The following is a 20474-nucleotide window of genomic DNA, read 5'->3' as shown; positions in this document are numbered from 1 at the left end:
CGGGCGGCTGGCCGCCTCAGCCGTCAGGCGCCGTCGACGCGGACCGGCGCCGTCGTGATCGGAGCCGCGGGGTGCGGGTTGGGGGCGAACCACGTGCCGACCTGCTCGCCGCGGAGCGCGGAGTGCACGAGGTCGGCGCTCGTGACGAGGACGGCGATGCCCGCCGCGGATGCGAGGCGCGCAGCGGAGGCTTTCGTCGCCGCTCCCCCGGTGCCGACGCTGTTCACGACGACGGAGCCGAACTGGAAGCCGGAGAGGTCGTCACCGAAGGCGACGTCGATGATCGGCTCAGCACCCGGTTCGTCCGGTGGACGCGTGTACAGCGTCTCGATGTCGCTCAGGAGCACGAGGGCGTCGGCACCCACGAGTTGCGCGACGAGGGCCGCCAGCCGGTCGTTGTCGCCGAAACGGATCTCGTGGGTGGCGACGGTGTCGTTCTCGTTGACGATCGGGAGGATGCGCAGGCCCAGCAGCCGCTCCATCGCCCGCCGCGCGTTCGAGCGGTGCGTCGGGTTCTCGAGGTCTCCCGCCGTGAGCAGGACCTGGCCGGCGACGATGTCGAAGGGGCGGAGGGCCTCCTGGTAGCGGTAGATCAGAACGTTCTGACCGACGGCCGCGGCGGCCTGCTGCGTCGCGAGGTCGCTCGGACGGGCATCGAGCAGCAGGAACGGCATGCCGGTCGCGATCGCACCGGACGACACCAGGACGACCTCGGTCCCGCGGGCATGCGCCTCGGCGAGGGCATCGACGATCGGCCCGATCTTCTCCGCGTTCTCGCCACTGATCGACGATGAGCCGACCTTGACGACGACGCGACGTGCGCCGGCGAGGCCGGCACGGTCCTGCAGCGTCACGACTCGTCCTCGTCCTCCCCGCGAGTCGCGGCGATCCGCTCGGACTCGAGTTCGGCGCGCGCTTCGGCCTTGGCATCCATGCGCTCGTGATAGCGATCACGGCGCTGCGAGGTCGTGCGACGGGGGTTCAGGTCGAGACGCGGGTCGGTGCCACGCGGCGCGGTCATGAGCTCGGCGGCGGAGCCGAGCGACGGGTGCCAGTCGAAGACGATGCCGTCACCGGGGCCGATGACGACCGTCGATCCGGCCTGAGCGCCGGCCTTGAAGAGCCCGTCCTCGACGCCGAGCTTCTCGAGGCGGTCGGCCAGGAAGCCGACGGCCTCTTCGTTCTGGAAGTCCGTCTGCTGCACCCACCGCACCGGCTTGTCGCCCAGGATGCGGTAGATGTTGCCGTAGGTGCCGCCCTCGACGCGGATCTCGAAGTCCTTCTTCGATCCCTGCGGTCGGATGACGACGCGCTCGGGAGCCGGCGCCGCGGCCAGCGCCGCACGGTGCTCCTCGACGATCTCACCCAGGGCGAAGGTCAGCTGACGCAGGCCGTCGCGGCTGACGGTGGAGATGTCGAAGACACGGAATCCGCGCGCCTCGAGCTCGGGACGAACGAGATCGGCGAGATCCTTCGCCTCGGGCACGTCGAGCTTGTTCAGCGCGACGAGCTGCGGGCGCTCCAGGAGCGGAATCTGCCCCTCGGGGACGGGGTAGGCGGCGAGCTCCGCGAGGATCACGTCGAGGTCGCTGATCGGGTCGCGGCCGGGCTCCAGCGTCGCGCAATCGAGCACGTGCACGAGGGCCGTGCAGCGCTCGACGTGGCGGAGGAACTCGAGGCCGAGGCCCTTGCCCTCGCTCGCGCCTTCGATCAGGCCCGGGACGTCGGCCACCGTGTAGCGCGCGTCACCGGCCTGGACGACACCGAGGTTCGGGTGGAGCGTCGTGAAGGGGTAATCGGCGATCTTCGGGCGGGCTGCCGAGATCGCGGCGATAAGGCTCGACTTGCCGGCGGACGGGAAGCCCACCAGGGCCACATCGGCGACGGTCTTCAGCTCGAGCTGGACGTCACCGATCCACCCCGGGGTCCCGAGCAGCGCGAATCCCGGCGCCTTGCGCTTGGGGTTCGCGAGGGCAGCGTTGCCGAGACCGCCCTGGCCGCCGGGGGCGACGACGAAACGGATGCCGGGCGTCGCCATGTCGACGAGGACCTCACCCGTCTCGTCCTTGACGACCGTACCGACCGGGACCGGGAGTTCGAGGGCCTCGCCCTGGGCGCCGGAGCGGTGATCGCCCATGCCGAAACCGCCGTTGCCTGCGGAACGGTGCGGAGAGTGATGGTACGACAGGAGCGTCGTCACCTGAGGGTCGGAGACCAGGATGACGTCACCGCCGTGGCCGCCGTTCCCGCCGTCAGGACCGGCGAGGGGCTTGAACTTCTCGCGCTTGACCGACACGCATCCGTTGCCGCCCTTGCCGGCGCTCAGATGCAGCGTCACGCGATCAACGAACGTCACCATGCGGTGTCTCCTGACAGGGGGGCCGACGAACGTCGGCGGGGAAAGAGCGAGGGGCGGGCCGTAGCCCGCCCCTCGTCAAGGAATGTGTGTGGTCACTCAGCGACCGACACGATGTTGACGACCTTGCGGCCGCCCTTCGTGCCGAACTCGACCGCACCGGCGGCCAGAGCGAACAGCGTGTCGTCGCCACCGCGGCCGACACCGGCGCCGGGGTGGAAGTGCGTGCCGCGCTGGCGGACGATGATCTCGCCGGCGAGGACCTGCTGACCACCGAAGCGCTTCACGCCGAGGCGCTGTGCGTTGGAGTCACGACCGTTACGGGTGGAGCTTGCGCCCTTTTTGTGTGCCATCTCTCGTGTCCTCTCGGCTGCTTACTTGATGCCGGTGATCTTGACGCGCGTGAGGTCCTGACGGTGGCCCTGGCGCTTCTTGTAGCCGGTCTTGTTCTTGAACTTCTGGATGATGATCTTCGGGCCGCGCTCTTCACCGAGGACCTCGGCGGTGACCTTGACCGCGGCGAGCTTGTCGGCGTCGGTCGTCACGGCGTCGCCGTCGACGAACAGGACGGCGGGGAGCTCGATCTTGTCGCCGACCTTGGCCGACTGACGGTCGAGGACGACGATGGTGCCGACCTGAACCTTCTCCTGACGGCCACCGGCGCGCACAACTGCGTAAACCACTTCACACCTTGTTTCTTCTGTGGAGCGCACGGCTCCGATTGTCTGATGAGACTGGAAGTCATGGTGCGGAAGCCAGGCTCTGCATCGCAACTGCCTGCGACACGTGACGCACCAAGGGACCAGAATACCCGATCCCCGCAGCGAGGGCAAAAGCGCGGCCCGGCGCGCCGCGGCCCGTCCACGCGTTCCGGTGCCCGCTTATGATCGGCGGATGGCCATCCTCGTCGACTCAGCGATGTGGCCCGCGCACGGCAAACTCTGGGCCCACCTGGTCTCGGACAGCGACCTGGCCGAGCTCCACGCCTTCGCGGCGGCGCACGGCATCCCGCCCCGCGCATTCGACCGCGATCATTACGACGTCCCCGAAGACGTGATCGACAGGCTGGTCGCAGGCGGCGCGGAGCGCGTCGGAGCGCACGAGCTGGTGCGGCGTCTGATCGCTTCGGGCCTGCGCGTCACCGCCCGCGAACGTCGCGGGCGGTGACGGGCGAGGTCAGTCCTCGTTCGACGCGGTCTGGACCGGCGTACCCGTGAGGGCAGCGGTCGTGACGCGCCGACGCGCACGGCCCTGACCGGGCGCCTTCGGCTCCGGAAGAGCCTCCAGCACCGAGTCGAGGAGTCGGTCGGCGTCACTCTTGGGCGCCGAGTCGGCTTTCTTGCGACGGGGACGCTTCGCCCGCTCGGGACGCTCCGCGGCGACGGGCTCTTCGACGGCGGCGGCTGCCTCTTCGTGAGGCTGGATGGTGGATGCCGCGATCTGCGCGAGCGCCGACTTCACTCCCTCCGTGATGACGTGCGTGTGCCCCGGGGCTGCGGGAGCGTTTCCGCCGCCCTGGCTCTGCGACGCTCCGCCGTTCTGACGCGGCCGACGGTTGTTCCCGTTGCCACCGTTGCCGTTGCCGCGGTCGCCGCCCGAGGAGCGGTGCTTGACGACGGGGTCGTGGTGGACGATGACGCCGCGGCCGGCGCACACCTCGCACGCCTCGCTGAAGGTCTCGAGCAGGCCCAGGCCGATCTTCTTGCGGGTCATCTGCACGAGGCCGAGCGACGTGACCTCGGCGACCTGGTGCTTCGTCCGGTCGCGACTCAGGCACTCGACGAGGCGACGGAGGACGAGGTCGCGGTTGGACTCGAGCACCATGTCGATGAAGTCGACGACGATGATGCCGCCGATGTCGCGAAGGCGCAGCTGGCGGACGATCTCCTCCGCGGCCTCGAGGTTGTTCTTGGTGACGGTCTCTTCGAGGTTGCCGCCGGTGCCGACGAACTTGCCGGTGTTGACGTCGACGACCGTCATCGCCTCGGTGCGGTCGATGACGAGGGAACCACCGGAGGGCAGCCACACCTTGCGGTCCAGCGCCTTCTCGATCTGCTCGGTGACGCGGAAGACGTCGAACGGGTCCTGCTCGCCCTCGTATTTCTCGATGCGCTCGAGTAGGTCTGGAGCGACGCCCGTCAGATACGACGTGATGGTGTCGTATGCCTCGTCGCCCTGGATGAGCATCTTGCGGAAGTCCTCGTTGAAGACGTCGCGGACGATCTTGACAAGGAGGTCGGGCTCGGAGTGCAGGAGGGCCGGAGCCTGGCCCGTCTGGGCCTGCGCGCTGATGTGCTCCCACTGCGAGGTGAGGCGCTGGACGTCGCGCGTCAGCTGCTCTTCGGTGGCGCCCTCGGCCGCCGTTCGGACGATGACGCCCGAGGACTCCGGCAGGACCTCCTTGAGGATCTTCTTCAGACGCGCCCGCTCGGTGTCGGGGAGCTTGCGCGAGATGCCGTTCATGGCACCGCCCGGCACGTACACGAGGTACCGCCCCGGAAGCGAGATCTGGCTCGTCAGGCGGGCGCCCTTGTGACCCACGGGGTCCTTTGTGACCTGCACGAGGACGCGGTCGCCGGACTTGAGGGCGAGCTCGATGCGGCGGGGCTGGTTGCCCGTCTCGACGGCATCCCAGTCGACCTCGCCGGAGTACAGCACGGCGTTGCGGCCGCGACCGATATCGACGAAGGCGGCCTCCATGCTGGGGAGGACGTTCTGCACGCGGCCGAGGTACACGTTGCCGATGAGCGACGCGTCCTGGTTGCGGGCGACGTAGTGCTCGACGAGGACGTTGTCCTCGAGCACGCCGATCTGGATGCGGCCGCCGCGGGAGCGGACGATCATGTCGCGGTCGACGGACTCGCGGCGGGCGAGGAACTCGGCCTCGGTGACGACGGCACGGCGGCGACCGGCCTCGCGTCCATCGCGACGACGCTGCTTCTTGGCCTCGAGTCGCGTGGAACCCTTGATCCGCTGCGGTTCGGTGATGACCTCGACGGCACGGCGACGGGGCGCGGCGGGCTCGTCGCTCTGCTCCGGGGCGTTGCCGCCGCCACGGCGACGATTGCGACGGCGGGATCCACCGGATGCCTCGGCTCCGCCCTCCTCGCGGTCCTCGCGCTCGCTCTCATCCCTGGGCAGCGCCGGCAACGGGGCGACCTCGGGCGCGTAGAAGTGCAGCGCGGTCGACACGGCCGAGACGAACTGCTCCGGCAGCAGGCCCAGGCTGACCGCCGTCGGGATCTCGGGCTCAGCAGGCGCTTCGGGCTCGGCAGGCGCTTCGGGCTCGGCGTCCTGCTCGGGCTCCACCGGCGCCTCGGGCTCAGCGACCGCCTCAGCCTCGGCGACCTGCTCGACCTCGGCGACCTGCTCGGGCTCAGCCACGCCATCCTGCTGAGCGGCTGGCGCCTCACCCGCAGTCTCAGCCTCCGCCGCGGGAGCCGCGTCCTCGACCGGCTCCTCGGTGAAGGGTGCCGGGGTGATCTCCGCGGCCTGCTCCGTCTGCTCAGTCGTCTCGGGCGTCAGATCGCCGTCGATCGCATCGAATGCTGCTGTGTCGTTCTTCTCATCTGCCATCTCTGGCCTACTCCTAGCCGACGGCCCCGCGTGCCGTCCGGCGAAAATCGGGCGGCGCCGCTCCGTTGTCGGGGGTGCCGCGAACTCATTCGGTCTGCAGCCGATCCCCGCACACTCGGCGGGGTGATGCTGCGCGGGCGTCGATAGCCCGAAGTCTTCTGGTGACATCTTGGCGGCGCGGCCGCGGGGACGTCGACCCCCATTATCCCACTACCCGGGGTGAAACCGTGACCGCAGGCCTCCGATATGCACGGCCGGGTGGTCAGAGGACCGATCAGTCCCGGTGCGATAATCGCCCGCATGACCACGCGGACCCGCTCTCCCCGCCCGACCGTCTTCGCCATCTGGTTGATCTTCGCCGGTGTCGTGGGATGGATCGCCGCGTTCGCGCTGACCACCGAGAAGTTCTCTCTCCTCGAGAACCCCGGCTCCTCGGCATCCTGCGACATCAGCATCCTGGTCCAGTGCGGGAAGAACCTCGATTCGGCGCAGGGATCGGTGTTCGGCTTCCCGAACCCGATCCTCGGTCTCACCGGCTGGGTGGCCCCGATCGTGGTGGGCGCGGCGCTCCTGGCGGGGGCACGGTTCGCGCGGTGGTTCTGGCTGCTGTTCGGGCTCGGGGTGACCGCCGCGTTCGCCTTCGTCCTGTGGCTCATCACGCAGAGCATCTTCGTGCTCGCGACCCTCTGCCCGTGGTGCATGGTGACGTGGTCGGTCACGATCCCGACGTTCTTCGCCGTGGCCGTCCACCTCGTCAGGGAGGGCGCGATACCGGCATCCGCAGCCGTTCGGCGCCGGGCCGACGCGCTGATGGCGTGGACGCCGCTGATGGCGATCGTCGCATTCGCCGTCGTCGGTGTGATCGCGCAGGTGCGCCTGGACTGGATCGCGGAGTTCACCCGCTGAATCGACGATGCGCCCGCCCCGGAGCCGGGACGGGCGCATGCGGATCGATCGTCAGTCGAACCAGATCGCGAGTTCGCGGTTCGCGGATTCGACGCTGTCGCTGCCGTGGACGAGGTTCTGCTGCACGGCCAGGCCCCAATCGCGACCGAAGTCGCCGCGGATCGTACCGGGCGCGGCCGTGGTCGGGTCGGTGGTCCCCGCGAGTGAGCGGAAGCCCTCGATGACACGGTTGCCGGCGAGGCGGATCGCCACGGACGGCCCGGACATCATGAACTCCAGCAGCGGCTCGTAGAACGGCTTGCCTTCGTGCTCGGCGTAGTGCTGCTCGAGGCGTTCGCGGTCGGGCTCCACGAGCCGGATGTCGACGAGCGAGTACCCCTTCGCCTCGATGCGGGCGAGGATCGCGCCGGTCAGCCCGCGCGCGACGCCGTCGGGCTTCACGAGGACGAGTGTCTGTTCGGTGGCCATGTCAGTCTCCGTTCTTCTCCGCCTCGGCGGCGAGTGTGGCGTTGCGCTCGTCGAGCGCGCCGCCCTTGATGGTGCCATACACGTACAGCGCGCCGAAAACGGCGGCGGCGATCAGGAGCGCCGGCACGAGGAACGCACCGAGAGCGATGAGGACCTGCAGGGCGAAGCCCGCGATGACACCCCAGCGGTAGCGCGTGAACCCGCTGAGGATGATCATGACGACACCGAGGACCGCGCCGCCGACGATCCCCCACCACGGCTCGATGCCCGCGGGAAGGGCACGCAGGCCGTAGACGGCGAGACCTGCCAGGAACGCGACGATCGACTCGAAGCCGAGGATCACCGAGAGGAGCGACTCGCGCGCGCCGCGCTGTCGTCGCGGACGGGGCTGACGGCTCACGATCGGTACCCCGACTTCCAGTCCTCCGCCTCGGCGAGCACGACGGCCTCACCGGCGAGCACGACGCTGCCGGCGATCACCACGGCGCGGCGGTCGGATCCCGCCGCCCACGCGCGTGCCGCCTCGGCCGCCTCGGCGAGGTCGCGGTGGACCGTGACGGGTGTCTCGGTCTGCTCGACGAGGTCGGCGACGGCATCCGGCTCCTCAGCGCGGTCGGACTCCGGAGCGGTCGCGAACACGTGCGCGACCGCGGGGGCGAGCGTCTGCACGATGCCCTCGACGTCCTTGTCGGCGAAGGCGCCGAGCACGAGACCCCAGTCGTCGAAGTCGAACGAGTCACCGAGCGCGGCCACCAGCGAGCGGGCGCCGTGCGGGTTGTGCGCACTGTCGACGAGGACGGTGGGGGCGATGCCGACGAGCTGGAGACGTCCCGGAGAGGTCACGTTGCCGAGACCGTCGGCGAGCACGTCGGCGGCGATGGGCTGCGACCCGCCCCCGATGAGCGACTCGACGGCGGCGATCGCCAGCGCGGCGTTGTGACCCTGGTGCGCTCCGTACAGCGGCAGGTAGAGCTCGTCGTACGTCGCCGCGAGCCCGCGGACGGTCAGGAGCTGGCCGCCGACGGCGAGCTTCTGGTCGAGCAGGCCGAACTGCTCCCCCTCGACGGCCAGGGACGCGCCCTGAGCCCGCGCCGCCGTCGTCAGCACACTGAGCGCCGCGGTCTGCTGGGCCGCAGAGACGACGGCGGCGTTCGGCTTGATGATGCCGGACTTCACGGTGGCGATCTCGCCGATCGTGTCGCCGAGCTTGTCGGCGTGGTCGATGTCGATCGGCGCGAACACCGCGACGTCGCCGTCGGCGGTGTTCGTCGAATCCCACGCACCGCCCATGCCCACCTCGATCACCGCGACATCGACGGGCGCGTCGGCGAACGACACGAACGCGAGCACCGTCAGCAGCTCGAAGAAGGTCAGCCGCGGCTCGCCCTTCCCCGCCAGCTCCTCGTCGACGAGCGCAACGATCGGCGCGATCTCGTCCCACGCGTCCGCGATCGCCGCATCGGCGATGGGCTCGCCGTCGACCATGATCCGCTCGGTGAAGCGCTCCAGGTGCGGGCTCGTGAACAGTCCGGTCCGGAGCCCGTGCGCCCGGACGATCGACTCCGCGATCCGGCTCGTCGACGTCTTTCCGTTCGTGCCCGTCACGTGGATGACGCGGTAGGTCCGCTGCGGGTCGCCGAGGAGCTCGAGAGCGCGGCGCGTGCGCTCGACGCGGGGTTCGACCCAGCGCTCGCCCTGCCGCTCCAGGAGCGCCGCGTAGACGGCATCCGCTCGTGTCCGGTCGCTCATGAGGTCGCTCCGATCCGGCGCACGCCGATCGTGAAGGAGCCGGCGTTCGCGTACGTGCCGGCGGGGACGGATGCCGTGTGCTCGGGGCTCGAGCGGAGTGCCTCACCGCGCAGGGTGTCGCCGTCGGCGGTGGCGACGAGGTCGGCGACCGACAGGGTCTCCCCCGCGACGTCGGCGACGTCGAACGCCGACGCGACCGCCTCGGCGTCGCCGGTGTCGTCGAAGGTGAGCTGCAGCGCGATGCGGTCGCTCACCTCGAAGCCGGCGGCCTTGCGGGCGTCCTGCACGGCGCGGATGACGTCGCGTGCGAGGCCCTCGGCCTCGAGCTCGGGCGTCGTCGTGGTGTCGAGCAGCACGAACCCGCCCCGTGGCAGGAGCGCGATCGCGGTGCCCTCGGCGACGCCGCCCGCCTCGAGCGTGAGGTCGTACTCCCCCGGTTCGAGCGCGATGCCGTCGACGACGACCACGCCGTCCTGCTCGCTCCACAGGCCTGCTTTGGCGCCCTTGATGACGTGCTGCACCTGCTTGCCGAGGCGCGGACCGGCCGCACGAGCGTTGACGGCGAGTCGCTGGCTGATGCCGTACTGCTCGGCGAGGCCCTCGGTGAGCTCGACGACCTCGACGGCCTTGACGTTGAGCTCGTCGCGCACGATGTCCTCGAACCGCGCGAGCGCGTCCGCACCGCCGACCGCGACGGTGAGGTTCGCGAGCGGCAGACGCACGCGCTTGCCCTCCTTCTTGCGGAGGGCGTTCGCGACGGACGAGACCTCGCGGACGGTGTCCATCGCCTCGCGGATGTCGGATGCCGGGGCGAACTCGTCGGCGTCGGGCCAGTCCTCGAGGTGGACGCTGCGCCCGCCGGTGAGTCCCTGCCAGACGCGCTCCGAGACGAGCGGGATGAGGGGGGCCGCGACGCGGGTGAGCGTCTCGAGCACCGTGTAGAGCGTGTCGAACGCCTCGGTCGTGGTCGGGTCGGCGGCATCCACCCCCACCCAGAACCGATCGCGCGAGCGCCGGATGTACCAGTTGGTCAGCGCCTCGGCGAACTCGCGGAGCTTCGCCGCCGCCATCGTCGAGTCGAGCGCCTCGAGGTCGGCGGCGACGCCCCGGACGAGGTCACCCGTCAACGCCAGGATGTGACGGTCGAGGACGTTCGTCGAGTCCATCCGACGACGCGCCTCGTAGCCGGCACCGTCGGGGCCGCCCGCCGCGTTCGCGTACGTCGAGAAGAAGTACCACGCGTTCCACAGCGGGAGCAGGAACTCACGGACGCCGGAGCGGATGCCCTCCTCGGTGACGACGAGGTTGCCGCCGCGCAGGACCGACGAGCTCATGAGGAACCAGCGCATCGCGTCGGAACCGTCGCGGTCGAAGACCTCGCTGACGTCGGGGTAGTTCCGGAGCGACTTCGACATCTTCTGCCCATCGCTGCCGAGCACGATGCCGTGGCAGGCGACGCCCGAGAACGCCGGGCGGTCGAACAGCGCACCCGACAGGACGTGCATGACGTAGAACCAGCCGCGCGTCTGACCGATGTACTCGACGATGAAGTCCGCGGGGGCGTGCTCGTCGAACCACTCGCGGTTCTCGAACGGGTAGTGCACCTGCGCGTACGGCATCGAGCCGGAGTCGAACCACACGTCGAAGACGTCCTCGATGCGGCGCATCGTGGAGTTCCCCGTCGGGTCGTCGGGGTTCGGACGCGTGAGGTCGTCGATGAAGGGGCGGTGCAGATCGACCTCGCCCGCCTCGTTGACCGGCAGCCGGCCGAAGTCGCGTTCGAGATCGGCGAGCGAGCCGTACACGTCGACGCGCGGGTACTCGGGATCGTCGCTCTTCCACACCGGGATCGGCGAACCCCAGAACCGGTTGCGGCTGATCGACCAGTCGCGCGCGCCCTCGAGCCACTTGCCGAACTGGCCGTGCTTGACGTTCTCGGGCGCCCACGTGATCTGCTCGTTGAGCTCGACGAGGCGGTCCTTGATCGACGTGACCCGGACGAACCAGCTCGAGACGGCCTTGTAGATGAGGGGGTTCCGGCACCGCCAGCAGTGCGGGTACGAGTGCTCGTACGACGCCTCGCGCAGGAGGCGCCCCTCGGCCTTCAGCAGGCGGATGAGCGGACGGTTGGCGTCCATCCACAGCTCGCCCGCGACATCGGTCACCTGCGGCAGGAAGCGTCCACCGTCGTCGAGGCTCATGATGAGCGGGATGCCGGCGGCCCCCGTCACACGCTGGTCGTCCTCACCGTAGGCCGGCGCCTGGTGGACGATGCCCGTGCCGTCGGTCGTCGTGACGTAGTCGTCGACGAGGATGCGCCAGGCGTGCTGCGTGCCCCACGTCTCCTCGTCGGCGTAGTAGTCGAAGAGCCGGTCGTAGGCGACGTCGGCGAGGTCGGCACCGCGGACGGTCTGTTCGACGGCCTCGCGGGCCTCCTCGGCCGAGGCGTAGCCGAGGTCCTTCGCGTAGTTCGCCAGCAGGTCCGCGGCGAGCAGGTAGCGGTGCGACTGACCCTCGAGGGCGTCCTCGTGGACGTCGGCGGCCCCCGCCGGACCACCCGGCAGGACGACGTACTCGATGTCGGGGCCGACGGCGAGCGCGAGGTTGGTCGGGAGGGTCCACGGGGTCGTGGTCCAGGCGAGCGCGCGGACGGCGGTCAGGCCGAGGGCTTCGGCCTTCGCACCGACGAGCGGGAAGGTGACCGTCACGGACGGGTCCTGACGCATCTTGTAGACGTCGTCGTCCATGCGCAGCTCGTGGTTCGACAGCGGCGTCTCGTCGCGCCAGCAGTACGGCAGCACGCGGTGACCCTCATAGGCGAGGTCCTTGTCGTAAAGCTCCTTGAAGGCCCAGAGGACGGATTCCATGTACCCGGTGTCGAGCGTCTTGTAGCCGCGCTCGAAGTCGACCCAGCGCGCCTGGCGGGTGACGTAGTTCTCCCACTCCTGCGTGTACTCGAGGACGGATGACCGCGCCTTCGCGTTGAAGGCGGCGATCCCCATCTCCTCGATCTCGCTCTTCTCGGTGATGCCGAGCTGCTTCATGGCCTCCAGCTCGGCGGGCAGGCCGTGCGTGTCCCAGCCGAAGACGCGGTCCACCTTCTTGCCACGCATCGTCTGGAACCGCGGGAAGAGGTCCTTCGCATACCCGGTGAGGAGGTGCCCGTAGTGCGGCAGGCCGTTCGCGAACGGCGGGCCGTCGTAGAACACCCACTCGTCAGCGCCGTCGCGCTGCGCGATCGACGCGCGGAACGTGTCGTCCTGCTCCCAGAACGCGAGAACGTCGCGCTCGAGGTCGGGGAAGCGCGGGCTCGGGACGACGGCCGCGGGCGCATCGGCGGCGGGGCCGAAGGCGGAAGGTCGGGGGTAGGTCATGTCACTCCTGCAGGTCTGGTCCTGCGAGGACGATCCGGAGACCGCGGTACCACCCCGCTTGGCGCGACCCGGATCCGGGTGCACCCACTCACCTGCGGCGATGACGGGCCTGCCCCGCTCGGTTCTACTGAGCGGCGGACCGCTGTTCTTCCGAGAGCTCCCCGGTGATGGCCGGATCGGTGCTGATGAGCACAATCATACCGTCGGCATAGCCTGGCGTCATGGCCCGCCCCCGCATCCGCCCCGAGCCTCCCCGCATCCCGGACCCGGATCTCCCGCGCGAGCTGACGCCCGCGACGCTGCGCCGGTCGGGCGAGACGTCCGAAGCGCGCATCGATCTCGACCCCGGGGCGACGGATGCCGCGCACACCCGCATCAGCGAGAGCGTCGTGGCCCCGGCATCCGTCCAGACCCTCGATCTGACCGGCGCGATCCTCACGGACGTCGTCCTCGACGCCGTGTCGACAGTCGAGCTGCTCGCCCGCGAGGGGACGTGGCGGACCGTCGTCGTCCGCGGGGGACGGATCGGGACGCTCGATCTGTCGCGCGCGCGCTGCGACGGGCTCGTCCTGGACGGGGTGCGCGTCGACTACCTGACGGCGGGCGGCGCGACGCTCCGCGACATCGACGTGACCGGATGCCGCATCGGCACCCTCGACCTCCCCGGCGCCCGCCTCGAGCGGGTGCGGATCACCGGATCGACGGTGGACGAGATGGACATCCGGGAGTGGCAGGCGGCTGACGTCGATCTGCGCGGCGCCGACGTGCTGTCCTTCACGGACGTCCGGATGCTGCGGGGCGTCACCTTGACCGCCGATCAGGCGACCTCGCACGCACTCGCGCTCGCGGCATCCCTCGGCATCGACGTGCGGACGGACGAGTGACGCTGCGGACGGCTCGGCTGGTCCTCCGCGACATGAGCGAGGACGACCTGCCGGCGCTCCGGGCGATCCTCACCGACCCGGTCGCGATGACCGCATACGAAGGCGCGTTCACCGAGGCGGAGTCCCAGGCCTGGCTGGCCCGGAACCTGCAGCGCTACGCAGAGGACGGCTTCGGCCTCTGGGCCGTCGAGCTCGCCGACGCCCCGGGCGAGATGATCGGCCAATGCGGCATCACCCGGCAACGGATCGAGGACGACGAGGTCCTGGAGGTCGGGTACCACTTCCAACGCGCGCACTGGCACCGGGGATATGCGACGGAGGCCGCTGCGGCGTCGCGCGACTGGGCATTCCGCGAGTTGGACGCGCCGACCGTGTGGGCGAAGGTCCGGGACACGAACATCCCGTCGATACACGTCGCCACCCGCCTCGGGATGACCGTGCGTCGCCGCTTCGTCACGCGCTACCGAGGCGTCGACATGCCGCACCTCGGGTTCGCCGTGGACCGTTAGTCGGCCCACTCCTCGGCGCGGATGCCGACGGTCGCCGCATCCTGCAGCAGACGGGAAATCGGGCATCGATCGTGCGCGGCCTCGACGAGCTCGCCCGTCTCGGTGAGCGTGCGCTCCTCGGCGGACACGAAAGCCGTGACGTGGAACTCGTAGCCGCCGCGCGCCGGGGAGTCGTGGAGCTCGACCTCGACGCGGACCCGCGTGCGGTGCGCGCCCGCCACGATCGCCTGCAGGGTGGCGTCGAGGCAGGTGGCCCAGGCGAGGGCGAGGAGCTGTTCCGGATTGCTGCGCGACAGGTCCGCGTCGGGGCTCAGCGGGTTGGAGACCGCGACCTCCAGACCGCCCGTGACCCGGCTGAAACCGGTCCCGCCGTCGTCGTTGGTCGCCTCGGTCCGGTACCTGGTGCTCATGGCAGAACTATAGTTGGACGGCATCCAACAACGTTCTGAGGTCCTTTCGTGCTGTCCCCGTCGCCCGTCGAGCTCGCTCGCGCGGGCGTGGCGTACCCCGGAGGCGTGCAGGGACTCGCCGAGGTGGACCTGACCGTCGCCGACCGCGAGATCGTCGGCGTCATCGGCGAGAGCGGTGCCGGCAAGAGCACCCTGCTGAACCTCCTCACCGGCGAAGTCGCTGCTACCTCGGGTTCCGTCACGGTGCTTGGCGCCGACATCGGCCGCCTCGACCGCGCCGGTCTCCGCCGCCTGCGACGCGAGATCGGCGTCGTGTTCCAAGGGGTCCACCTGCTGTCGAACCGGACGGTCCGTCAGAACGTCGAGGTCGCCCTCCTGCTGCGCCCCCGGCGGGAGCGGGCGGCGAGCGCCGTCGACGACGCGCTGCGCTTCGTGGGGCTGGATCACCGCGCCGATGCGTACCCGGCGCAGCTCAGCGGCGGGCAGCGGCAACGCGTCGGGATCGCCCGGGCGCTGGTGAGCCGCCCCCGGCTGCTGCTGTGCGACGAGCCCACCTCCGCCCTCGATGCGGCGACGGCGGGCGAAGTACTCGATCTGCTCCGTGATGCACGCGACCGGTTCGGGACGACGGTCGTCGTCGTCACCCACGATCTCGACGTCGTGCGCAGCGTGTGCGACCGAGTCGCCCTGTTCGAGGACGGCCGGCTCGTCGACGTCCTCGAGGTCGCGCCCTCGGCACGCGGCGAGCGCGAGACGTACCTCGACCGCGCACGGCGAGAGCTCGGCGCATGACCGGCGCCGAGGACGTCTTCGCCTCGCTGGGGGCGTCGCTCGCCGAGCGCGGTGACGACCTCCTCGAGGCCCTCGGCGAGACCGGCTACATGCTCGGTGTCTCGCTCGCGGCCGCGGTGGTGTTCGGTCTGCCGCTCGGTGCCGCCGTATACCTCACCCGGCCCGGCGGGATCCTTCCCCAGCGCCTCGTCTGGTCGGTCGCGAACTTCCTGATCAACGTCATCCGCTCGTTCCCGTTCCTCCTCCTCGTCGTCTTCCTGGTCCCCGTGACGCGCGCGGTCTACGGCACGACCTTCGGCACGCCCGCGGCGACCTTCTCGCTCTGCGTCGTCGCCGTGGCCGTCTACGGCCGGCTGGTGGAGCAGATCCTCCGCGAGGTGAGCCCCGGCATCCCCCGTGTCGCGCAGACCCTCGGCGCGACCCTCCCGCAGACGGTCTGGCGCTTCCTGCTGCCCGAAGCCCTGCCCGGTCTCGTCTACGCGTTGACGTCCGCGAGTATCAGCCTGCTCTCGTACTCGACGGTGCTCGGGGTCGTCGGCGGCGGCGGCATCGGCGACTTCGCGCTGCGCTACGGCTACCAGGAGTACGACGACGTGCTCATGTACTTCACGATCCTCGTCATCCTCATCATCGTCCTCGTCATCCAGGCGATCGGGCAGCGGAGTTCCGTCCGCCTCGACCACCGCTGACACCCCTATCCCATAAGGAGCACCATGTCCCCGCGCCGCCTCACCCTCGCCGCCGCCCTCACCGCCGCCGCCGTCGCCCTCCTGGCCGGCTGCGCCTCGCCCGCCGGACAGGGCGGCGCCGAGGTCCAGACCATCCGCGTCGGTGCCGTCACCTCGCCGATGACCGACATCGTCGAAGCCGCCGCCGACGAGATCGAGGACGGCTACGAGATCCAGCTCGTCGAGGTCGCCGACTACGTCACGATCAACAAGATGCTCGCCGCGGGCGACATCGACGCGAACTTCTCGCAGCACAAGCCGTACATGGAGGAGTTCAACGCCGCCAACGGGGCGGACCTCACCGCCGTGCAGCCGATCTACAACTTCACGATCGCGTTCTATTCGAAGACCCTCGACGACATCGCCGACCTCCCGCAGGGCGCGACCGTCGCGATCCCGAACGATGCGTCGAACACCGGACGCGCGCTGAAGATGCTCGCCGACGCGAAGATCATCACTCTCGCCGAGGGCGTCGACCCGTACGCCGCAACGGTGGACGACATCGCCGAGAACCCGAAGGACCTGCAGTTCCTCGAGCTGCAGATCAACCAGCTCAACACCGCCTACGACGAGGCGGACCTCGTCTTCCAGTGGCCCTCGCACATCGCCGCGCTCGGCCTCACGCCGCAGGACGACGGCCTGCTGACCGAGCTCGACGACCGGTTCGCCCTGCAGCTGGTCGTCCCCGGCCAGGACGAGGATGCCGCGTCCACGAAGGCCCTCGTCGACGCCTTCACGAGCGACCCCGTGCGCGAGATCATCGACGGCAACGAGACCATCGAGACCGCGTTCTGAGTCTCCGACGCCCCGGCGCGCGTCGCTTCGCGAGGAGATGTCGCGTCCCGAGGGCCGGATCCCGGCATCCGCTCCTCGGGAACCCGCATCTCCTCGCGACGCCGCGCATCGCCACGGTCCCGCATGCGACCCGGCGGTAGACTGGGCGGCAACCCACACTCAGGCACGCTCACACAGTGCCGCACATATCGCTCGAGGAGCCTCACCATGACGAACGCGCACATTCCCGACAAGCCCGCCCTGGAAGGCCTCGAGCAGAAGTGGGATGCCGCGTGGTCCGACGCCGGCACGTACCTGTTCGACCGCGACGCCGCCAAGGCGAAGGGACGCGCGGGCGTCTTCTCGATCGACACGCCTCCCCCGACGGCATCCGGCTCGCTCCACATCGGTCACGTGTTCAGCTACACCCACACCGACGTGAAGGTGCGCTACGAGCGCATGCGCGGCAAGACCGTGTTCTACCCGATGGGCTGGGACGACAACGGCCTGCCGACCGAGCGTCGCGTGCAGAACTACTACGGCGTGCGCTGCGACACGTCGCTCCCCTACGATCCGGACTTCACGCCACCGTTCCGCGGTGACGCGAAGAGCCTGAAGCCGGCCGACCAGGTGCCGATCAGCCGACGGAACTTCATCGAGCTCTGCGAGGAGCTGACGATCGAGGACGAGAAGCAGTTCGAGGACCTGTTCCGCAAGCTCGGCCTGTCGGTGGACTGGACGCAGACCTACCGCACCATCTCGGACGACACGATCCGCACGAGCCAGCTCGCCTTCCTCCGCAACCTCGATCGCGGCGAGGCCTACCAGGCCATGGCGCCCACCCTCTGGGACATCGACTTCCGCTCGGCGATCGCGCAGGCCGAGCTCGAGGACCGCGATCAGCAGGCCTCGTACCACCGCGTCGCCTTCCACAAGAGCGACGGTTCGGGCGACATCCACATCGAGACGACGCGGCCCGAGCTGCTCCCCGCCTGCGTGGCGCTCGTGGCGAACCCCGACGACGAGCGCTACCAGCCGTACTTCGGCTCGACGGTGCGCACCCCGCTGTTCGACGTCGAGGTGCCGATCCTCCCCCACCCGCTCGCGGTGAAGGACAAGGGCACCGGCATCGCGATGATCTGCACGTTCGGCGACGTGACCGACATCATCTGGTGGCGCGAGCTCGACCTGCCGAACCGCACGATCCTCGGTCGCGACGGCCGCATCATCGACGAGGCCCCCGACGTGCTCGTGACGGATGCCGCGAAGGCGGCGTACGCGGAGCTCTCCGGCAAGACGGTGTTCAGCGCCAAGAAGCGCATCGTCGAGCTGCTGCAGGAGTCCGGTGAGCTGCTCGAGGTTTCGAAGCCCTTCACCCACCCGGTGAAGTTCTATGAGAAGGGCGACCGCCCTCTCGAGATCGTCTCGACGCGCCAGTGGTACCTTCGCAACGGCGCCCGCGACGCGGATCTGCGCGACAAGCTCATCGAGATGGGCCGCGGCATGGGCTGGCACCCGGACTTCATGCGTGTGCGCTACGAAAACTGGACGAACGGCCTCACCGGCGACTGGCTCGTCTCGCGGCAGCGCTTCTTCGGCGTGCCGATCCCGGTCTGGTATGGCCTCGACGAGAACGGCGAGCGGGACTACGACCGCGTGCTGACCCCCGACCTCTCGCGTCTGCCGGTCGACCCGACCACGGACGTGCCGGACGGCTACACCGAGGAACAGCGCGGCGTGCCCGGCGGCTTCGACGCCGAGCGCGACATCTTCGACACCTGGGCGACGTCCTCCCTCACCCCGCAGCTCGCGGGCGGGTGGGAGCGCGACCCCGAGCTCTGGGACCTCGTGGCACCGTTCGACGTCCGCCCGCAGGGTCAGGACATCATCCGCACATGGCTGTTCTCCACGATGGTGCGCTCCGTGCTCGAGGACGGCCGCGCGCCGTGGACGGATGCCGCCATCTCGGGCTTCATCGTCGACCCCGACCGCAAGAAGATGTCGAAGTCGAAGGGCAACGTCGTGACGCCCGCGGACATCCTCGACGCGCACGGGACCGACGCGGTCCGCTACTGGGCGGCCTCCAGCCGCCTCGGCGCCGACGCGGCGTTCGACCCGCAGAACCCGACGCAGGTGAAGATCGGCCGTCGCCTCGCCATCAAGGTGCTCAACGCGGCGAAGTTCGTGCTGTCGTTCCCGGTGCCCGAGGACGCCCGCATCACCCACGCGCTCGACGCGTCGATGCTCGCGACCCTCGACCAGGTCGTACGGGATGCCACGAAAGCGTTCGACGCCTTCGACCACGCCAGGGCGCTGGAGATCACCGAGGCGTTCTTCTGGACGTTCTGCGACGACTACCTCGAGCTCGTGAAGGAGCGCGCCTACAACCAGGCTGACGCCGGCCAGGCCTCGGCCGCCCTCGCGCTGCGCACGGCGCTGTCGACGCTGCTGCGCCTCCTCGCCCCCGTGCTGTCGTTCGCCGCCGAGGAGGCGTGGTCGTGGTTCGAGGAGGGGTCGGTGCACACCGCGTCCTGGCCCGAGGCGCTCGGCATCGAGGGCGACCCCGCCGTGCTCCGCACCGTCGGGGAGGCTCTCATCAGCGTCCGGCGTGCGAAGACCGAGGCCAAGGCGTCGCAGAAGACCCCCGTGGAGTCCCTGACGATCACGGGACCGGATGCCGCGCTCGACGCGATCCGCTCGGCGGAGGGCGACCTCGCCGCCGTCGGACGCATCGCGCACGTGTCCTACGCCGCCGGGGACTCCGTGTCGGTCGGCGACATCGTCCTCACCCCGCAGGAGGCCTGACATGCAGCTCGGAACCCGTTGGACGAGCGGCGACCAGCCGCCGTCCGCCGTACCGGAGATCCTCCGCGAGCAGATCGCGGCGGTCGACGCATCCGTGGATCAGGACCCGCTCGGGCAGCCGCGACCGCGATGGACGCTGACGTGGCTCGAGGGTCGCCCCGTGGCGGAACTCGAGACCGGGGTGGTCGTCCGCGTGGACCGCGAGGGTGAGGTCGTCGTCGGTCACCTCGACGACGACGGCATGTCCTGAATCCGGCTCAGCTTCGCGGGTGACGCGCGATGTGGGCGAGAACGTCCGCACGCGTGTCGTTCCTGCGCTCCTCGGCCGCTGAGCGAGCGACCGCCTGATCGGCGCGACGCAGCATCCGTGCGGCGACAGCCGCCTGGACCGAGGTCGTCGCCGCCCACAGCGCGGCTTCGAGCCGTGTGGGCCGGACGGTGACGTCCAGCGTGGGGATCGTGATCGTGGTCATCGTCCGTCTCCGTCCTCGGGCAGTGCGAATGCGTCCACCCGGACGGTGAACGGCAAGCGGTCGGGGTCTTCCTCGTGGCCGCGCGCAGACGCGACGACCTCGTCGACGATCTCGGACAGGCGCCGGATCATCTCCTTCGCCTGATCGGGGGTCAGATGGATGTTGGCGGTGGAGATGATGGCGGCGCCATCGTCCGCCTTGTTCGGGTCGGCGATGGCCTCGTTCACGTGCCGCATGAGCTGCTGCTGCCGGCGCCCGAGGAATTCGTTCATGATCAGTTGAGTCGCGGAGCGCCCTGCCGGTGAGGCCATGGCCTCAGGACTGTCGAACGACACCGACTTGTCGGCACGCTCCCACCAGCGCTCGCGCGCCGACCCCCGATCGGGGATCTCGCGGATGAGGTCCTGCTTCGCCAGCGCACGCAAGTGGTAACTGGTGGCGCCCGACGACTCCCCCGTGCGCTCGGCCAGCGAACTCGCGGTCTGGGGACCGTACTGCGACAGGATGTCGAAGAGCTGCACGCGAAGCGGGTGAGCGAGGGCGCGCAAGGCTCCGGCATCCAGACTGCGGTCTTCACGCCGCTTCGGTGTCTCGGTCATGATACAAAGATATCTTTGCAAGCGAATCTTTGCAAGCTTTTCTTTGCATATAGGTGCCTCATCGCCGACGT

General features: G+C 69.8%; 21 protein-coding genes. 9 read left to right on the top strand and 12 right to left on the bottom strand.

Annotated features, from left to right (window positions below; translation table 11 throughout):
- Positions 1-23: 23 nt before the first annotated feature.
- The 4 genes from proB to rplU form a co-directional block, all read right to left on the bottom strand.
- Positions 24-854, bottom strand: coding sequence for a glutamate 5-kinase (proB, locus tag ABCU91_RS08555; protein ID WP_413353398.1), 831 nt, complete (start codon positions 852-854; stop codon positions 24-26).
- Positions 851-2359 carry a GTPase ObgE gene (gene obgE, locus ABCU91_RS08550; protein WP_133399502.1) on the bottom strand — a complete coding sequence of 503 codons (1509 nt, stop codon included), beginning with the start codon at positions 2357-2359 and terminating at the stop codon, positions 851-853. The genes proB and obgE overlap by 4 nt, the downstream gene beginning before the upstream one ends.
- A 92-nt stretch (positions 2360-2451) precedes the next feature.
- Positions 2452-2709, bottom strand: a complete 258-nt coding sequence (rpmA, locus tag ABCU91_RS08545) for a 50S ribosomal protein L27 (RefSeq protein ID WP_064002214.1) — start codon at positions 2707-2709, stop codon at positions 2452-2454.
- A gap of 21 nt (positions 2710-2730) precedes the next feature.
- Positions 2731-3039 carry a 50S ribosomal protein L21 gene (gene rplU, locus ABCU91_RS08540; RefSeq protein ID WP_413353397.1) on the bottom strand — a complete coding sequence of 103 codons (309 nt, stop codon included), beginning with the start codon at positions 3037-3039 and terminating at the stop codon, positions 2731-2733.
- A gap of 211 nt (positions 3040-3250) precedes the next feature.
- Between rplU and ABCU91_RS08535 the strand changes: the two genes are divergently transcribed.
- Positions 3251-3523 carry a DUF4031 domain-containing protein gene (locus ABCU91_RS08535; protein ID WP_413353396.1) on the top strand — a complete coding sequence of 91 codons (273 nt, stop codon included), beginning with the start codon at positions 3251-3253 and terminating at the stop codon, positions 3521-3523.
- Between the two features lie 9 nt (positions 3524-3532).
- Here the strand turns inward: ABCU91_RS08535 and ABCU91_RS08530 are convergent, their stop codons facing one another.
- Positions 3533-5932 carry an Rne/Rng family ribonuclease gene (locus ABCU91_RS08530; RefSeq protein WP_413353395.1) on the bottom strand — a complete coding sequence of 800 codons (2400 nt, stop codon included), beginning with the start codon at positions 5930-5932 and terminating at the stop codon, positions 3533-3535.
- A 300-nt stretch (positions 5933-6232) separates the two neighbouring features.
- Here ABCU91_RS08530 and ABCU91_RS08525 point away from each other — a divergent pair, with 300 nt between their 5' ends.
- Positions 6233-6838, top strand: coding sequence for a vitamin K epoxide reductase family protein (locus ABCU91_RS08525; protein ID WP_413353394.1), 606 nt, complete (start codon positions 6233-6235; stop codon positions 6836-6838).
- A gap of 51 nt (positions 6839-6889) precedes the next feature.
- On the opposite strand, the gene ndk is transcribed toward ABCU91_RS08525, so the two are convergent.
- The 4 genes from ndk to ileS are packed head-to-tail and all read right to left on the bottom strand — an operon-like array spanning position 6890 to position 12429.
- On the bottom strand, positions 6890-7306 hold the full coding sequence (ndk, locus tag ABCU91_RS08520) for a nucleoside-diphosphate kinase (RefSeq protein WP_091353108.1): 417 nt from the start codon (positions 7304-7306) through the stop codon (positions 6890-6892).
- A gap of 1 nt (position 7307) precedes the next feature.
- A complete protein-coding gene (locus ABCU91_RS08515) occupies positions 7308-7706 on the bottom strand; it encodes a DUF4233 domain-containing protein (RefSeq protein ID WP_413353393.1) in 399 nt (132 codons plus the stop codon).
- Positions 7703-9055: a bifunctional folylpolyglutamate synthase/dihydrofolate synthase gene (locus ABCU91_RS08510; protein WP_413353392.1), complete on the bottom strand. Its 1353-nt coding sequence runs from the start codon at positions 9053-9055 to the stop codon at positions 7703-7705. Before ABCU91_RS08510 ends, ABCU91_RS08515 begins: the two co-directional genes overlap by 4 nt.
- Entirely contained in the window at positions 9052-12429 is a 3378-nt protein-coding gene (gene ileS / locus ABCU91_RS08505; protein ID WP_413353391.1) for an isoleucine--tRNA ligase, read from the bottom strand. The genes ABCU91_RS08510 and ileS overlap by 4 nt, the downstream gene beginning before the upstream one ends.
- Positions 12430-12650: 221 nt before the next feature.
- Between ileS and ABCU91_RS08500 the strand changes: the two genes are divergently transcribed.
- Together ABCU91_RS08500 and ABCU91_RS08495 are read left to right on the top strand one after the other, a co-directional pair.
- Positions 12651-13313, top strand: coding sequence for a hypothetical protein (locus ABCU91_RS08500; protein WP_406924392.1), 663 nt, complete (start codon positions 12651-12653; stop codon positions 13311-13313).
- A complete protein-coding gene (locus ABCU91_RS08495; protein ID WP_406924393.1) occupies positions 13310-13822 on the top strand; it encodes a GNAT family N-acetyltransferase in 513 nt (170 codons plus the stop codon). Before ABCU91_RS08500 ends, ABCU91_RS08495 begins: the two co-directional genes overlap by 4 nt.
- Here ABCU91_RS08495 and ABCU91_RS08490 read toward each other — a convergent pair.
- Positions 13819-14232 carry an OsmC family protein gene (locus ABCU91_RS08490; protein WP_406924394.1) on the bottom strand — a complete coding sequence of 138 codons (414 nt, stop codon included), beginning with the start codon at positions 14230-14232 and terminating at the stop codon, positions 13819-13821. The two genes, ABCU91_RS08495 and ABCU91_RS08490, sit on opposite strands and share 4 nt — an antisense overlap.
- A gap of 48 nt (positions 14233-14280) precedes the next feature.
- On the opposite strand from ABCU91_RS08490, the gene ABCU91_RS08485 reads away from it, so the two are divergent.
- From ABCU91_RS08485 to ABCU91_RS08465, 5 genes are all read left to right on the top strand, one after another.
- Positions 14281-15024: an ATP-binding cassette domain-containing protein gene (locus ABCU91_RS08485; RefSeq protein ID WP_406924395.1), complete on the top strand. Its 744-nt coding sequence runs from the start codon at positions 14281-14283 to the stop codon at positions 15022-15024.
- Entirely contained in the window at positions 15021-15713 is a 693-nt protein-coding gene (locus ABCU91_RS08480; protein ID WP_406924396.1) for a methionine ABC transporter permease, read from the top strand. Before ABCU91_RS08485 ends, ABCU91_RS08480 begins: the two co-directional genes overlap by 4 nt.
- 24 nt (positions 15714-15737) lie before the next feature.
- The gene (locus ABCU91_RS08475) at positions 15738-16547 is read left to right on the top strand and encodes a MetQ/NlpA family ABC transporter substrate-binding protein (protein ID WP_413353390.1); all 810 of its coding nucleotides are present in this window, start codon (positions 15738-15740) and stop codon (positions 16545-16547) included.
- Positions 16548-16754: 207 nt separating this feature from the next.
- Complete coding sequence (gene valS / locus ABCU91_RS08470) at positions 16755-19331, top strand: valine--tRNA ligase (protein ID WP_413353389.1); 2577 nt, start codon at positions 16755-16757, stop codon at positions 19329-19331.
- Between the two features lies 1 nt (position 19332).
- Positions 19333-19581 carry a hypothetical protein gene (locus ABCU91_RS08465; RefSeq protein ID WP_091353075.1) on the top strand — a complete coding sequence of 83 codons (249 nt, stop codon included), beginning with the start codon at positions 19333-19335 and terminating at the stop codon, positions 19579-19581.
- Between the two features lie 7 nt (positions 19582-19588).
- On the opposite strand, the gene ABCU91_RS08460 is transcribed toward ABCU91_RS08465, so the two are convergent.
- Positions 19589-19804: a hypothetical protein gene (locus ABCU91_RS08460; protein WP_413353388.1), complete on the bottom strand. Its 216-nt coding sequence runs from the start codon at positions 19802-19804 to the stop codon at positions 19589-19591.
- On the bottom strand, positions 19801-20403 hold the full coding sequence (locus tag ABCU91_RS08455) for an ArsR/SmtB family transcription factor (protein WP_413353387.1): 603 nt from the start codon (positions 20401-20403) through the stop codon (positions 19801-19803). Before ABCU91_RS08455 ends, ABCU91_RS08460 begins: the two co-directional genes overlap by 4 nt.
- Positions 20404-20474 lie beyond the last annotated feature (71 nt).

Origin of the sequence: Microbacterium phoenicis, from assembly GCF_047302325.1 — a bacterium.
GTDB lineage: Bacteria > Actinomycetota > Actinomycetes > Actinomycetales > Microbacteriaceae > Microbacterium.
Note: the sequence above shows the minus strand (reverse complement) of the source record. Positions and strands in the feature narration are given on the sequence as shown.

Bases quoted from the DNA above. Each gene is read 5' to 3' on its own strand.
- obgE (WP_133399502.1), bottom strand. From the start codon at position 2,359: ATGGTGACGTTCGTTGATCGCGTGACGCTGCATCTGAGCGCCGGCAAG.
- rpmA (WP_064002214.1), bottom strand. From the start codon at position 2,709: ATGGCACACAAAAAGGGCGCAAGCTCCACCCGTAACGGTCGTGACTCC.
- ABCU91_RS08535 (WP_413353396.1), top strand. From the start codon at position 3,251: ATGGCCATCCTCGTCGACTCAGCGATGTGGCCCGCGCACGGCAAACTC.
- ABCU91_RS08530 (WP_413353395.1), bottom strand. From the start codon at position 5,932: ATGGCAGATGAGAAGAACGACACAGCAGCATTCGATGCGATCGACGGC.
- ABCU91_RS08525 (WP_413353394.1), top strand. From the start codon at position 6,233: ATGACCACGCGGACCCGCTCTCCCCGCCCGACCGTCTTCGCCATCTGG.
- ndk (WP_091353108.1), bottom strand. From the start codon at position 7,306: ATGGCCACCGAACAGACACTCGTCCTCGTGAAGCCCGACGGCGTCGCG.
- ABCU91_RS08510 (WP_413353392.1), bottom strand. From the start codon at position 9,055: ATGAGCGACCGGACACGAGCGGATGCCGTCTACGCGGCGCTCCTGGAG.
- ileS (WP_413353391.1), bottom strand. From the start codon at position 12,429: ATGACCTACCCCCGACCTTCCGCCTTCGGCCCCGCCGCCGATGCGCCC.
- ABCU91_RS08500 (WP_406924392.1), top strand. From the start codon at position 12,651: ATGGCCCGCCCCCGCATCCGCCCCGAGCCTCCCCGCATCCCGGACCCG.
- ABCU91_RS08490 (WP_406924394.1), bottom strand. From the start codon at position 14,232: ATGAGCACCAGGTACCGGACCGAGGCGACCAACGACGACGGCGGGACC.
- ABCU91_RS08480 (WP_406924396.1), top strand. From the start codon at position 15,021: ATGACCGGCGCCGAGGACGTCTTCGCCTCGCTGGGGGCGTCGCTCGCC.
- ABCU91_RS08475 (WP_413353390.1), top strand. From the start codon at position 15,738: ATGTCCCCGCGCCGCCTCACCCTCGCCGCCGCCCTCACCGCCGCCGCC.
- valS (WP_413353389.1), top strand. From the start codon at position 16,755: ATGACGAACGCGCACATTCCCGACAAGCCCGCCCTGGAAGGCCTCGAG.
- ABCU91_RS08465 (WP_091353075.1), top strand. From the start codon at position 19,333: ATGCAGCTCGGAACCCGTTGGACGAGCGGCGACCAGCCGCCGTCCGCC.
- ABCU91_RS08460 (WP_413353388.1), bottom strand. From the start codon at position 19,804: ATGACCACGATCACGATCCCCACGCTGGACGTCACCGTCCGGCCCACA.
- ABCU91_RS08455 (WP_413353387.1), bottom strand. From the start codon at position 20,403: ATGACCGAGACACCGAAGCGGCGTGAAGACCGCAGTCTGGATGCCGGA.